This window comes from Persicimonas caeni (assembly GCF_006517175.1).
GTDB classification, from domain to species: domain Bacteria; phylum Myxococcota_A; class Bradymonadia; order Bradymonadales; family Bradymonadaceae; genus Persicimonas; species Persicimonas caeni.
This window is the reverse complement of the sequence record NZ_CP041186.1, coordinates 7794275-7807500: the sequence shown is the minus strand read 5'-3', so window position 1 is coordinate 7807500 and position 13226 is coordinate 7794275. Positions and strand designations below refer to the sequence as shown.

Annotated in this window: 11 protein-coding genes (1 of these 11 cut by a window edge); 3 read left to right on the top strand and 8 right to left on the bottom strand. The window is 62.2% G+C overall.

Annotation, left to right across the window (positions count from 1 at the left end):
• The 6 genes from FIV42_RS29055 to FIV42_RS29030 form a co-directional block, all read right to left on the bottom strand.
• Positions 1–391, bottom strand: the beginning of a protein-coding gene (locus tag FIV42_RS29055) for a hypothetical protein (protein ID WP_141201091.1). Its footprint begins 539 nt before the window's first position; only the first 391 of its 930 coding nucleotides appear in the window; the start codon lies at positions 389–391; its stop codon lies beyond the left edge, outside the window.
• 17 nt (positions 392–408) lie between these two features.
• Entirely contained in the window at positions 409–849 is a 441-nt protein-coding gene (gene ybeY / locus FIV42_RS29050; RefSeq protein ID WP_168211017.1) for an rRNA maturation RNase YbeY, read from the bottom strand.
• Positions 800–3520: an HD family phosphohydrolase gene (locus FIV42_RS29045; protein WP_141201089.1), complete on the bottom strand. Its 2721-nt coding sequence runs from the start codon at positions 3518–3520 to the stop codon at positions 800–802. Before FIV42_RS29045 ends, ybeY begins: the two co-directional genes overlap by 50 nt.
• Before the next feature lie 242 nt (positions 3521–3762).
• Positions 3763–4722 carry a PhoH family protein gene (locus FIV42_RS29040; RefSeq protein WP_222615340.1) on the bottom strand — a complete coding sequence of 320 codons (960 nt, stop codon included), beginning with the start codon at positions 4720–4722 and terminating at the stop codon, positions 3763–3765.
• Between the two features lie 89 nt (positions 4723–4811).
• Entirely contained in the window at positions 4812–5234 is a 423-nt protein-coding gene (locus FIV42_RS29035; protein WP_141201088.1) for a hypothetical protein, read from the bottom strand.
• Complete coding sequence (locus FIV42_RS29030) at positions 5227–7278, bottom strand: tetratricopeptide repeat protein (RefSeq protein ID WP_141201087.1); 2052 nt, start codon at positions 7276–7278, stop codon at positions 5227–5229. The genes FIV42_RS29035 and FIV42_RS29030 overlap by 8 nt, the downstream gene beginning before the upstream one ends.
• Positions 7279–7450: 172 nt before the next feature.
• Here FIV42_RS29030 and FIV42_RS29025 point away from each other — a divergent pair, with 172 nt between their 5' ends.
• Together FIV42_RS29025 and FIV42_RS29020 are read left to right on the top strand one after the other, a co-directional pair.
• Positions 7451–7855, top strand: coding sequence for a MazG nucleotide pyrophosphohydrolase domain-containing protein (locus FIV42_RS29025; protein WP_141201086.1), 405 nt, complete (start codon positions 7451–7453; stop codon positions 7853–7855).
• Positions 7856–7972: 117 nt separating this feature from the next.
• Positions 7973–9538: a hypothetical protein gene (locus FIV42_RS29020; RefSeq protein WP_141201085.1), complete on the top strand. Its 1566-nt coding sequence runs from the start codon at positions 7973–7975 to the stop codon at positions 9536–9538.
• Positions 9539–9673: 135 nt separating this feature from the next.
• Here FIV42_RS29020 and FIV42_RS29015 read toward each other — a convergent pair whose 3' ends face one another.
• Positions 9674–9874, bottom strand: a complete 201-nt coding sequence (locus FIV42_RS29015; RefSeq protein ID WP_141201422.1) for a TIGR04563 family protein — start codon at positions 9872–9874, stop codon at positions 9674–9676.
• A 173-nt stretch (positions 9875–10047) separates the two neighbouring features.
• Positions 10048–11547, bottom strand: a complete 1500-nt coding sequence (locus FIV42_RS29010; RefSeq protein ID WP_141201084.1) for a carbohydrate-binding family 9-like protein — start codon at positions 11545–11547, stop codon at positions 10048–10050.
• A 198-nt stretch (positions 11548–11745) separates the two neighbouring features.
• On the opposite strand from FIV42_RS29010, the gene murC reads away from it, so the two are divergent.
• Positions 11746–13194: a UDP-N-acetylmuramate--L-alanine ligase gene (gene murC / locus FIV42_RS29005; protein ID WP_141201083.1), complete on the top strand. Its 1449-nt coding sequence runs from the start codon at positions 11746–11748 to the stop codon at positions 13192–13194.
• The last annotated feature ends 32 nt before the right edge of the window (positions 13195–13226 follow it).

Sequence of the window (13226 nt, the reverse complement as noted above, 5' to 3'; positions counted from 1 at the left end):
AGAAGGGACACTCATCGCGTGACTGGTTCGTGTAGCTCGCCAAGCTTCGAACGCGCTCGAGGGTAAACTCCTCGTCGAGTTCTCCGAGATCGGCACCTTCTGCATGCTGCTTGGACGGAGTGCCTCCGCGGGTCGAGAGTTGCTCGTCGAGCCAACGCTCGAGACCTTCGACGGTCTGCGGGGAGACCCGACACACTGAAAGCATTGCCTTGGGCCGCGCCTCCTCGAGTTCTTTCTCGTCGAGGATCCACTCCCCACGCTCGCGCGTCTCGACGACTTGGCGCAAATCGATGTAGAGGGCACGCTCTTCAGGGGGCTCGGGCAGGCTACGGCAGGCGGTGCCCAGGCAGATACACGCCAGCACCATCCAAACAAGAACCTTCAATTTCATTAATGTATCGCTTTAGCTTATTGGGCTGCCTGCCACAGCTTCTTCTCCTGCGCCTTCATCTGGCGTTCTTCTTGCTCGGTTGCGTGGTCGTAACCGACCAAGTGCAGCAGGCCATGGATCAGCAGAAAATGAACCTCATCGGCCAGTTCCCAAGACAACTCCTCGGCGGGCACGCCCAGTTCCTGCGCGACACGCTGATGGTGGTCTTGGGTCTCGACGAGTTTTTCCGCGTACTCCACGCTGATGACAATGTCGCCGAGGGCGAAGACATCGTCTTCGAGTTGCCCAGGCTCAGCGGGTTCGTGAAGGGGGAACGACAGAACGTCTGTCGGTTTGTCTTCGTGGCGCCACTGGGCATTGAGTTGCTCGATCTGCGCGTTGTCGGTCAGCACAACCGACAGTTCGGGATCAGTTAGTCCCAAGGCGCGGAAGTGACTCGCGGCCTTCGTCACTATCATTTGATGCAGACTCTGCACCTTTGGGTGCACGCTCGCCTTTCCCTGAATCGCCACTTCGACCGGCATCGGTTTCCTTTTGCATCGATTCGACTTTTTCTTTCGTAATCTCCCACACGTCCGAGCTCACGTCTGCAAGCGACGTCTCCGCCTTGGGCGGCTCGGGGGCAGGGGCTGCCTTTTGAGCGCCGGAGCCACGACGTCCTCGGGCCGGCGGTGTGCGCTGCGTGTCCTCGGCTGCGGGCTCTTGCGGCTCGGGACGCGCCGGGCGACGTGGCGCTTGCTCGGGATACTCCGGGCGGTGGTGATAGATGCCCGTCAAGATCCGGGTGAACGCCTTGGCGATGGAGTTCAGGTCTTTGAGCGTAAGATCACACTCATCGAGCTGACCGTCGGTGAACGCCTTGTTGATCATCTTCTGCACGAGGCCCTTGAGACGCGCCGGCGACGGGTTCGGCAATGCACGGCTGGCGGCTTCGATGCCGTCAGCGAGCATGCAAATGGCCGTCTCGCGGCTCTGGGGCTTGGGCCCGGGATACCGGTAGTCCTTCTCGTCGACCTCCGGGATATCGGGATCCTCCATCTGTTTGGCTTTGTGATAGAAGAACGCGATCAGGCTCGTGCCGTGGTGCTGGGCGATAAAGTCTTGGATCTCCCTGGGCAGACGGTGCTGGCGCGCCATCTCGAGGCCGTCTTTGACGTGTGCCTTGATGATCAACGCGCTCATGTTGGGCTTGAGCTTGTCGTGCGGGTTCTCGCCGACCTTTTGGTTTTCAGCAAAGTACTGCGGGTTCTTCGCCTTGCCGATGTCGTGGTAGTAGGAGCCTACACGGCAGAGCAAGGGGTTCGCACCGACGGATTCGGCCGCAGCCTCGCTTAGCGAGCCGACCATCATGCTGTGGTGATATGAGCCGGGCGCTCGGATGATGAGCTCGCGCAAAAGCGGGTGGTTCAGGTTGGCGAGCTCCAAGAGCTTGATGTCGGTGGTGTAGCCGAACACCGTCTCGAAGAGAGGGAGCACCGCCAACACGAAGAAACCGCTCGTGACGCCACTCGCAAAGGCGAAGAAGGCCGTTCGCAGCGTCTCGATCTGGAAGAGCTCACCGTCGAGCAAAATAAAGGCGACGACAGCGGCCACGTTGACCGCACCGACGGCGAGTCCCGACCACATCAGGGCCATGCGGTGTTTGACCTGCTGGACGGCGCCGATACCGACGAGCGCGCCCACCAGGGTATAAGTCATCATGTAGAGCGAGCTACCGGTGACCAGTCCCACCAGCGCGGCGAAGACGATAGTAAAGACGATGGCGTGCTCGTTGTTCAAGACCAGCCGGATGAGCATGCCGCCGGCGGCGACCGGCACCAAGAAGTACCACGTGGAGGCCGGTCCCCAATCGGATTGCTCGGCGACCGCGTGGAACAACAAACTCAACAGCCACGTCAACGAGAGCATCAGCACCAAGCTCGTCGCCATAAAGACGATATCCTTGGTGGTCGGCCGGAAATGGCGCACGTTCTTGCGCCCGAACACATAGAAAGTCACCACCAGAAGCAACACCAGCAGCGTGATGCCGGCGATGATCTGGGTGCGGTTGATGTAGGTGTCTTCCTCGAGCATCTTATCGATGATGCGATAGTGACGCTCGGTGATGATGTGGCCTTTCTCGACGACGATCTGGCCCTTGCGAAACTCCTCGCGAATGACCACGTCGGAGACTGCCTCGCGCGCGGCATCGCGCTTCTCGACGGTCTTCGACTCGTTGTAGGTAGTATTGGGTCGAACGAGCGCAGAGGCCGCCGAGAGAATGGCTCGACGAAACTGCCGATTTCGCTCCGGTGACAGCACCTGGTCGACGGCGCGCTGGACGAGGTTGTCCGTACGCGCCATCGGCACAAAGCGCTCGTGGACGTCGGTGATATGGTACTCGATGAGGAGTTTGTCGCCGCGCAGACGTCGCAGGTAGATGCCGCGGTCTTGCTGCTCGTCAATCAGGCCCATGTCGGGCACGATCATATTCGACAACACACGGCCCACGACGTTCTCGAGCGCGTTCTCCGTGCGCTCCGAGAAGCCTTCGCGTGCGAACGTCTCGAAGCTCGCCTCTGAAAGTTCGGTGTCGAGGTAGGGGTCGAACTTCTCGGCCCGCAACTCGTGGGACCACGAGATCAGACGCTCCTGAGACATCGGCTCGAGCCAGGCGGAGACGGCATCGGTGCCCGAGGTTTCCTTGTCGATGCGTTCGTAGACCTGCGGCCGGTTGGCCTGCAAGTGGACCTGGGCGCGCTCGGCGAGGGCAGTGCGCATCGAGGCAAACGCCTTGTCGATGCGCTCACGCACCTGGTCGGCCATGCCCTCCTGCCAGTCGAAGACCGGAGGGACAGATTTGGCGACCCGCTCGCGCAGCGCGTTGGTCGCAGCGACGTCGGGCTCGGTGTAAGTGAAGTCGCGCGTCGCCTTGATATCGCTCGGGGCGACCTCGCCGATGGACTTCTCCTGAACGGACGGGCCGCTCACGTCGAAGCTTGCGGTGACAATCGCGACGAGGGCGGCGACGAAGACGCCGAAGGCCACGAATTGGACCAGCGGGTGGCGCAACAACCTCTCCAGCCGCGTCCCCTTCGTTCCGCTGGACGGCGAAAACACGCTCTTCGATGACTGCGTGCTTTTTGGCATAGAGAACGTCCGTGCTCAGAGTACCGAATGCCACGGGCTCATTGGCATGGCCAAGGACCTGTGGCCCAGCCGGTCGTGCGTCGACCGGCCTCCACCGAGGGTTCGGCTGCCTCGTCGGTGGGGTTACTATAGCGGGAATATACCATTGCTGGCGAGTTCACTTCGTGCCAAGCGGCAACTTACCCGCTCCCAAAAGAACAAAAGGGCCAGGGACGACATTTCGTCCTCAGCCCCTACAGGGCTTAGCGCTGGTCGCGATCGTAGGCGGTGATGATCTTCTGCACCAACGGGTGGCGCACCACGTCGACTTCGGTGAAGTAGCAGAAATCGATCCCGTCGATATTCGCCAAGATCCGCTCGGCCTGCACCAAGCCGCTCATTTTGCGCGAGGGCAGGTCGATCTGGGTGATATCTCCTGTAATCACCGCCTGAGAGCCAAAACCGATGCGCGTCAGAAACATCTTCATCTGCTCGGAGGTCGAGTTCTGCGCCTCGTCCAAAATGATGAAGGCGTCGTTGAGGGTTCGCCCGCGCATGAACGCAAGCGGCGCAACCTCGACGGCACCGTGCTCGATCATGCGCTCGGCGCGGTCTTGGTCAACCATGTCGTGGATGGCGTCGTAGAGCGGGCGCAAATACGGGTTGACCTTCTCGGCGAGGTCGCCAGGCAGAAAGCCCAGCTTCTCGCCGGCCTCGACCGCCGGTCGCACCAGGATGATGCGTTTGATTTCTTTGTCGAAGTAGGCGTTGAGCGCCATCGCCATGGCCAGGTAAGTCTTACCCGTGCCCGCCGGCCCGACTCCAAAGACGATGTCGTTGCGGCGGATGGCGTCAACGTAGCGCTTCTGGTTGAGCCCCTTGGGCGCAATCACCTTGTTATTCGACGAGACGAAAACAGTGTCGGTGAAGATATCGACCAGCGAGGCCTGCGGGGAGTTGGTCAGCACCTGTACGGCGCGCCCCACGTCGGTCTCGCTGATAGGAAAGCCCTTCTTGCCCAACTCGTAGATCTCGCGCAACACCCGGCGGGCCATTTTGACGTCGGGCGGACTGCCCGAAATGGTGGCCTCGTTACCGCGTGCGCCGATTTCGACCTCGAGTTCCTCTTCAAGAATGCGCAGGTTGGCATCGCGTCTGCCGTAGATGAACCGTGCGACGTCAGATTCTTCGAACTCGATGGTCTCTCGAACGATCTCCTCCAAAGTGTCTATCCTCGATAGGGTGCTCTGATTACTTCATGTACCTCGGCCCGTGCACTCCACGCGCTCGAGCGGAGGAAGGGTCGGGCGAGCTACTGTGATGACGCCAGCTCGAGCGTATAGCCGCTCGCGGTGCGCTGGTAGTCGTATCGTGCCGTTCCCGAAGGATAGTACAAATCGGACGGGAGCAACAATCCGCGCTCGACCAACTCTTCCAGCGCTGCGGGATAGCGCCCGTCGAAGCGAAAGTAAACACCCAAGCCAAAGCGGATACGCTGCAGCTGCGCCTGCAATGCGTGCGCCTCGACCCTCGTGTTGGCCTCGTCGTCGGGGGCCTCGAAGAAGCTGGTCTTCCGAAAGGTCAGGTAGGCCCAGACGCCCAGCGCCAGAATCAAGGCGAGCATCAACGCGGTGACCGTGTGGTGCAAGACCACTGCTCCGAAGCCGCTGCTTTGCTTGGCGCCGGCTTCGCCTCCGGCTCGACCCTCGGGTCGACGTGGTGGTTGCTCACTCATCGATGCCTCGCTTGTTGCTGGTACGATTCGTGGTCTCGGTGGGGCTCACGCCCCGCAGTGCCGCCGTCAGCGCGAAGAACGCGCCGATGGAGACTAGCAGCCAAGCGATTGACTGCTGAGCGGCCCAGTTTTCGCTGAACAATTCGTAGGGAGGTCGCCAGATGCCCATCGGTCGGAGCAACACGAAGACCCCGAACGCCGTGAGCAACGTGATCACAAAGCCACCGAGCCCGTGGCCGGCTTGGCTGTGACCGGTGCCGGGCACCACCACCGACAAGACGCGGCGCATCACGTCCTGGAAGCGCTCACGACGCCCGAGCACGCGCTCATTATGAACGCGGGCTTCGTAGGCGAGGGACGCCCCCGACACAAACGTGTGATAGCAGGGCAGGCAGTAGCGGTGGTTGCCCGTCTTGGGCGCGTCCTCAGGGTCGCGCGCCAGTCCGCATTTGGGGCAGGGGCTGCTGGCGCGGCCAGACAAGTACAGGGGCAGCGAGGCCAGGGCGATCAGTACACCGATGATGCCGAGCAAGGGGGCGCGGTCGAGCGGAAGCTTCGGGCCGGCAAGGGCGGCCCAAACCGGCGAGACCAGCGAGACCTGCTCGGAGGCGCGCTCACGATGGCGCTGGACGAACAACTCGGCAGCCAGCGGCTCGACGAGCAAGAAGCTGTTGACGTCGCGCCGCTCGAGCTCGAGGTGAGTGCGCACCGAGTCCAGATTGACCGAGATGGCCTCGTCGAGCGCGGCCGAGGCGGCCGAACCGTCATTCTTCATCTGATAGGCGCGCATCAAGTTGAAAGGCGCCGCGGGGCTCGTCAGGTCGAGCTTCTTGGCCTTCTCGAGGTGCTCGATGCCTTCGTCGGGCTTGGCCTGAGCGATCAGCGTGGCCCCCCAGAGGTTCTCGACGGCGCCCTGCATCGGCGCCGGCCAGCTCTCCTGGTCCTCGAGCAACTCGATGACGTTCTCCAGTTGCTTCTCCGAGCCCTGCCGATAGTGGGTCAGGGCGAGCGTGTAGGTCAGCACCGGGTCGTCGCTCGCCTCGAGCCACTTATCCTCGACATCGGCGGCACACGGCGCGTCACAATGCAGATATTGGGCGTGCATCAACGACTGGCTCGCGCTCTCCGGCCACGTCAATTGCTCGGACATGCGCGCGTCGATCGCAGGCAGCGCGATCAGAGCGCCAAAGAGGAGCACCGTCACGATGCGCTCGTTGATGCGCTGCACCAACGACAAGATGGCCAACAAGATGAGCATCGAGACGAGCGGCGAGCGCATCAACAGACCGGGCACCACGACCAACGCGACGATCAAGATGACTGTCTGGTTGCTCGAAAAGCCCTTGGGCAAGAATCTGGCGCAATCGTAGGCGACGATGCCGAAGTAGCGTAACAACTGGGCGAGCAAAAAGGAGAGCAGGGCGACCATGGCCGCCAGCAAGGCGAAAGCGATGATCTTCAGCTCCCAGGCCATCCTGGAGTCGAGCCAAATAAAGCCTTTGCGAACTCCGCGATGGTAGCTGCCGACGATTGCGGGCATGCGCCCCAGGTTGTTGCGCGCGAGGTGCGCGCTGTAGGCGAGTTCCGGGTAGGGGATGTCGGGAGCCAGCTTGCGCGCCATCTCATAGAGCTTCGAGGCGTCGCGCACCTCGAGCTCCCCGCTCGCCACCTTGCTCGCCGTCATGCTATAGACGGCCGTGGCGTAGTCGGGAAGGTTGCGATAGCCGATGCTCACCGCGTCGTTCATCAACGCTTCGAGCTCTTCGATGCCCAGCTTGCCGCTGGAGAAGACGCGCTTCCACAGCCTCCAATGCACGTCGAGGTTGACCTTGTCGACGCTGGAAGCCGGCACCGGCGTTTTTTCGTAGACGGTGGTGTCCGCGTCCATGTTCGCCAACGCCTCTTCCATCTCCGGATCGAGGTCTTGAGCGAAGCTGGCACTCGGGAGCAAGACGGCCAAAACGAACAGAATTGCGGCCAGTCCGCAACCGATACGCTCCGCCACCGCAGGGGCACCGCCCTCGGAAGTCTGACGTTGATTCATAGGGAACGTCTGTCTAGTACTGATGCTGCAGGCTTGTCGCGAACGAACCGGTCGAACGTTTGCGCTTTCATGCGCATCCTAACCCGCCCAATCCGCTGCGTTCAAGCCAATTCACTGATAAAACCGTGCAAAAAGCCGTGGATCCGACACATCGAAAGGCCGCTCCAACGACATGCCTAAGTCATCGATACTAGACGATATTCTTCCAGATTACACGGCCCTCGAACAAGGGCAACGGCTCGGAGAGGTGGCCGCCGAGGTCGGCTTCGATTGGCCCGACGCCGCCCAGGCGCTCGAAAAGGTGCATGAAGAGGTCGCCGAGCTCGAGGAGTTGCTCGCCGGGGAGGCCGCGGACGAGGTCGAGCTCATGGGTGAGCTCGGAGATATCCTCTTTGCGGTGGTCAACGTGGCCCGCAAGCTCGGCATCGACGCCGAGGAGGCGATGCAGCGCACCAACGGCAAGTTTCGACGGCGCTTCGCTTATATCGAGGCCGAGGTCGACCGGCAGGGCCGTCGCCTCGAAGACCTCGAGCTCGACGAGATGGAAGCGCTCTGGCAACAGGCCAAAGCAGAGTAAAAAAGGTGCGTAAAAGTAAATGGCGGCGAGGCAAAAGCAGTGTAACTTCTTGATTCACCTCGCTCAGATTTCTATAGTCGGACGCGTATTTAAGAGATTCTCCAACAGGAACGCCGTATGTCTAACGATGCAATGAAACGATGCAATGCGTGGCTGCTCCGAGCCGGCGCCGCCGCCGCGCTCACGCTCAGCCCGCTGGTAGTGACGGGTTGCTCGGACGATGGAGGAGGGGAGACCGAGCAGGACGCCAGCGTCAACCCCGACGCAGGTGACGTGCCCGAGGGTGACGGAACCTCGAGCAACAACACCACGCCCGAGCCCGAGGACTACTATATCTCCTATCTGATCCAGGATAAGACCGGCGCCGGCGAGACGAGCCTGCATGTGTATTCGACCGCCGATCAGACCCACACTCAGGTCAGCCCCGAAGGCCACGACTGTGCTCAGCCGTGCTGGTTGACCGAGGACATGTCCAGCTTCGTGTGGGCCGAGAATAACGCAAACGCTGACGGCACCGTCGATGTCTATGCCGCCTCGGTCAGCGACCTGAAGGTTCAAGACGACGGTCGACTGATTGCCGAAGGCGTGAGCAAGCCTTCGGTGAACGGAAACACGGTGTCCTACCGACGCGGGTCGAGTGGCCCGGTCACCGCGTACTACGTCTCCGTCGACGGCGGGGACGAGACCGAGATCGGCTCGCTAGGCAACACCAACGCCACCGTGGGCGGGTGGCATATCGACCCGTCGACCAACCAGGGGATGATCTTCGCCCCGAGCCTTCAGACGATGGACCTTCGCTTCGGTTCGCTGGGAGGCCCCATCACAGACACCGCCTTTACGGTCAACGCCGAGAACTACCAGCAGACCAGCGGTAGTTACTTCGGCGAGTCGATGCCGGTGGGCTTCTCGCGCGACGGCAAAATCGCCGCGTTTGTGACCGAGGCGCCCAACGACTACGGCGAGTGCGAGACCGCGGCCGATTGCTCCGGCCCAGGCCAGCGCTGCGGTCACCAGGGACGCTGCACTGCCTACGAGGTGACGGTGCACTTCGTCGACCTCGAGAACCTGGGGGATCTGGGCGGCGCTTGCGGCGGCCCGGGCACCTGCGGTGACATCCACGAGTGTTATCAGCCGGGCGCGGACACCACCACGGCGCGCTGCATCCCCAAGCGCGTGGTCGTCGGCCTACCCGCCGACCTGACGCAGGCCAACCAAACAGGCTGTGAGCTGACCGAGGGCAACGAAGACTACCACTACACCCGGATTCGCGGCCCGCTCACCTTCGACAACGGCGGCAACCTGTACGCCGTGGGCACCCGCGACTGCAGCAGTGGCGACGCCGGCGACAGCGACATCCTCAAGTTCGACCCCGCCTCGGGCGAGTACGACGTCGTGTGGGGCAACCCCGACACCGGCTACGACCCGGGTCTGTGCTGGGACAACGACGCCATGGAGCCCGACGACGCGCAGTGCGTGCCGTACATCAAGTCGGCGCGCGTCTCGCCGGAGGCCAATGAAATCGCCTTTCTGGCCACCAACCCCGGCGTCGCCGAGGGTCGCCTTGCGCCCGAGACGATGGACCTGTGGACCGTGCTGCGCAACGGCGAAGAGCACGCCTGGGTGGGCGGACACGACTACGTGCTCAAGAACGTGACTCGCCTGTACGTGCATCCGGCTCAATAAGGCCGAACTCACCAGGCCGACGGCCCACCAAGACACAAAAAAGCAGCCCTCCGGTTTCGGAAGGGCTGCTTTTTTGCGTTCTACAAAACTCGAGCGCAGACGGATAGGCCTCGAACAAATTGGCCCGAGGGCCTCTTATGCTTCCTCTTCGTCGTCGTCACCCGGCAGGAAGTCGTTGGCCGACGGGAACTGCTTGACCTTGTCGCGCGCGATCTCCCAGGCCTTCTGCACAATCCAGGACATCGAGCGATCTTGTCTTATCGACTCGGCGCGAATTTCGTCGAGATACTCTTCAGGGAAGTAGAGGCTCTGCTTGCGTTTGTCGCTTGCCATGATCTGCCTTGTCTTACGGAGGTTATAGCTGCGCTCTCGCAGCTCATCGTACAGTGTCCTACGTATCCATATATATACGTACGTGAACGACCCAAAAATGTGAAGGGGCCTCGGCGTCATACGCCGAGGCCCCTTCGGTTCAACCGGACCCTGTTAGCCAGGAAATCGAGCGGCGCTTATTCGCCGGCCTCGTTGCCGCCCTTCTTGGGCGTGATGGCGCGATTGGGCAACTTGGGCCGGAGTTGGTTGATCTTGAGCTTGCGCATCTGCTCGATATTGGGCTTCCGGATGCGCCGCAGGCTCGGCTTGTCGCCGGCCTGGGCTTCCTGCTTGGCTTCCTGCTTGGCCTCTTGCTTGGCGACCTCGGCCCGCTTGGTGACCGCGGTTTTCTCGCCAAAGTGCAGCGTGCCGAAGCGCTCGACCTGGTGGAAGCTGCCGCCGTTGGGCTTCGACCACGCGTAGGCGTAGGTGCGCTTGTCGCCTTTGGCCGGGCGGTCGTAGCGGTAGAAGTTGACCGCCCAGTTCTCGCCGTCTTTGGGCTCGCGGTCGACGCCGGGGATGCCCTCGAGGGGAAGCTTGATCTCGACGCTCCACGACTTGTCCTTGTCAGACTTGTCGTTGACGGTGCCGTCGACGTGCACGGCGGTCTCGAGGCCCTGCATATTCCACGCCTTGGCGCGGTCGATCTGCTCGTTGCGGCTGCCTTTGCCGCGGCCGAGGCGCTGGGCGAAGTGGGCGTCGAAGATCGTACCCAGCGGGTTGATCTGCAGCTCCATGTAGTCTTTGCCGTCGCGGTCTTTGTCGATGTAGACCTCGAAGACCTCTTCGGTCCACGTGTTCGAGTCGCGGTCTTTCAGCTCGCTCCACACGTTCTCGTCGGGGAGCACCGCGCCGACGTACAGCGCGTCGTCGGTGCGGAAGACGTGCACCTTGGTGTTCAGGTTCGGCGCCGCGCCGAACGACTGCAGGCCGATGGCCTTCGAGTCGGCCCAGACCTTCTCGTCGAGCTTGCCGTCGACCTTGAAGCCCTCGAGGGCCTTGTCGTCGTGGGTGGGGACCATGTAGGTCGGCAGCTTCGCCTTGCCCGACTTGGCGCCGCCTTTGTCCGCGGCGTTCTTGACGGTCAGGGGCGGGCCGATGACGCGACGGTCGTCGGTCTTCTTGACGTCGTTGGCGATCGGCAGGCGCTGGTTCTGCTTGAAGAAGCCGATGTAGGGGACGGCCTGACCCGCCGGGTAGTTCTTGTCGAGGGTCACGTGCTGGACGTCCTCGATGATCTGGCCCTTTTTCCAGCGGCCCGTCTGGTACAGCCCGTCGAGCGGGTGGTGGTCGAGATTCTGGCGGTACGCGCGCTTCGAGGAGTCAAAGTGCACGAAGACCATCCAGTTGTCCTCGATGTCATCGAGCGCCTTCCAGTACCAGGTGAAGGTCGCCTTTTTGCCCGCCTCGAGCGGCTTGCTCACGTCGAAACCGATCAGCTCGATCTTGTCGCCGAACTTGGCGCCGATGGGGTAATCGGGCTCGGGCTGCTCGTCGAGCAGGTGGCCTTTGACCTCCTGCCACTGCTTCTGGGTCAGCGTCGTCTTCGGCTGGTCGACTTCCTGGCAGCCTACGATGCCACCGCTCAGAATCATGGCCAGCCCGGCGAGGGCGATCCGTTGCACGTTTTGTTTCATGGTCGTCACTTGGCTTGTCGTTGTATTTGCGTGAGGTGCCGTCAAATGCGTCGCAGGTCGGCACCTCCTGGTTGCGTACCCAATCGGCGCAAACTTAACGCAACGCGCCGCGTATTTGCAACAGGGGGCATAGCTTTGTGTCGTTTGACTGTTGTGCTAAAAGGCGGCCTGGAAACCAACGCTACATAAGGACGTGTGATGGTAGAGTTCGCAGAAGATACACAGATTCACATGCTGGGCATCGGGGGCATCGGCGTCTCCGGAGTCGCCCGGGTACTGCACCAGCGCGGCTTCGCCGTGCGCGGCTCGGACGTGCGCCAGAGCTCGATCACCGACGCTCTCCAAGCCGAAGGCATCGAGGTCACCATCGGCCACGACGCCTCCAATATCGACGGCGCCGACGTGCTCGTCGTCTCGACGGCCATCCCCGACCACAACGTCGAGCTGGTCGCCGCCAAAGAGCGCGGCCTGCAGGTCGTCCACCGCTCCGAGGTGCTCGAATACCTCATCGACGGCTACAAGACCGTCGGGGTCACCGGCACCCACGGCAAGGGCACCGTGTCGAGCATGATCGCCTGGATCCTCGAGTGCGCCGGCCTCGAGCCGGGCTTTATCATCGGCGGGATGCTCAACAACTTCGAGACCAACGCGCGCGACGCCGGCGACAGCAAGATCATGGTCGTCGAGGTCGACGAGAGCGACGGGTCGCACCTGAACATCAAGCCCGACTACGTGGTGTGCAATTTCCTCGAGCTCGACCACCTCAACTACTACGACGGCCTCGACGACATCATCGCCAACATGGTCGACTTCATGGAGTCGAACGAGCGGCTCAAAGAGGCGTTCGTCAACCTCGACTGCGACGGCAACCGCCGCTTCTGCGAGATCGTGGGCCTTCGCCCGACCGGCTACGCCGTCGAGCACCGCGCCGAGTTCCACGGAAAGCTCCTCGGCCCCGGCCAGCTGCCCATCGAGTTCGAGGCGTTCCACCGCAACGAGTCCCTCGGCCCCCTCGAGCTCAACCTCCCGGGCCGCTACAACGTGGTCAACGCCATGGGCGCCATCGCCGTCGCCCGCCGACTCGGCGTGGGCGTCGAGCCCATCCGCGAGGCGCTCAAGACCTATTCGGGCATGGAGAACCGCTTCACCATCGCCTCGGGCGGCGGGGTGACCATCGTCAAGGACTACAACAGCCACCCGACGTGCATGCGCAAGGTGCTCGAGTCCGCCCAGGAGCTCGTCGACGGGCGCATCATCAGCGTGTTCAAGCCGTATCGCTACACCCTCATCAAGTACCTGCAAGAGCAGTACGGCAAGGCCTTCGAGGGCAGCGACGAGGTGATCATCACCAAGATGTACGCCGCCGAAGAGGACCCGATCCCGGGCATCGACACGATGACCGTGGTCGAGCGCATCCGCGAGAACGGGCTGAAGTGCACCTACATCGAGAATCAGAGCACCATCAACGACTACCTGTACGAGGTCGTCGAGCCGGGCGACAAGGTCATCTTCTTTGGCGGCGACGACTTCTTCCGCATGGCCGACGAGTTTTTGGCCGAGGTGACGCGCCGGGCGCAGTCGAAGGGGCCGGGGCCGGACCAGCCGAAGGTGAGTGGGCCGTTTGCGGAGGCGTCGGATAATGAGTGAGGGGGGTTTAGGGGTTTAGGGGTTTAGGGGTT

Excerpts from the sequence above, each read along its gene's own strand:
- ybeY (WP_168211017.1), bottom strand. The coding sequence starts at position 849 with ATGATAGTGACGAAGGCCGCGAGTCACTTCCGCGCCTTGGGACTAACT.
- FIV42_RS29045 (WP_141201089.1), bottom strand. The coding sequence starts at position 3,520 with ATGCCAAAAAGCACGCAGTCATCGAAGAGCGTGTTTTCGCCGTCCAGC.
- FIV42_RS29035 (WP_141201088.1), bottom strand. The coding sequence starts at position 5,234 with ATGAGTGAGCAACCACCACGTCGACCCGAGGGTCGAGCCGGAGGCGAA.
- FIV42_RS29030 (WP_141201087.1), bottom strand. The coding sequence starts at position 7,278 with ATGAATCAACGTCAGACTTCCGAGGGCGGTGCCCCTGCGGTGGCGGAG.
- FIV42_RS29025 (WP_141201086.1), top strand. The coding sequence starts at position 7,451 with ATGCCTAAGTCATCGATACTAGACGATATTCTTCCAGATTACACGGCC.
- FIV42_RS29020 (WP_141201085.1), top strand. The coding sequence starts at position 7,973 with ATGTCTAACGATGCAATGAAACGATGCAATGCGTGGCTGCTCCGAGCC.
- FIV42_RS29010 (WP_141201084.1), bottom strand. The coding sequence starts at position 11,547 with ATGAAACAAAACGTGCAACGGATCGCCCTCGCCGGGCTGGCCATGATT.
- murC (WP_141201083.1), top strand. The coding sequence starts at position 11,746 with ATGGTAGAGTTCGCAGAAGATACACAGATTCACATGCTGGGCATCGGG.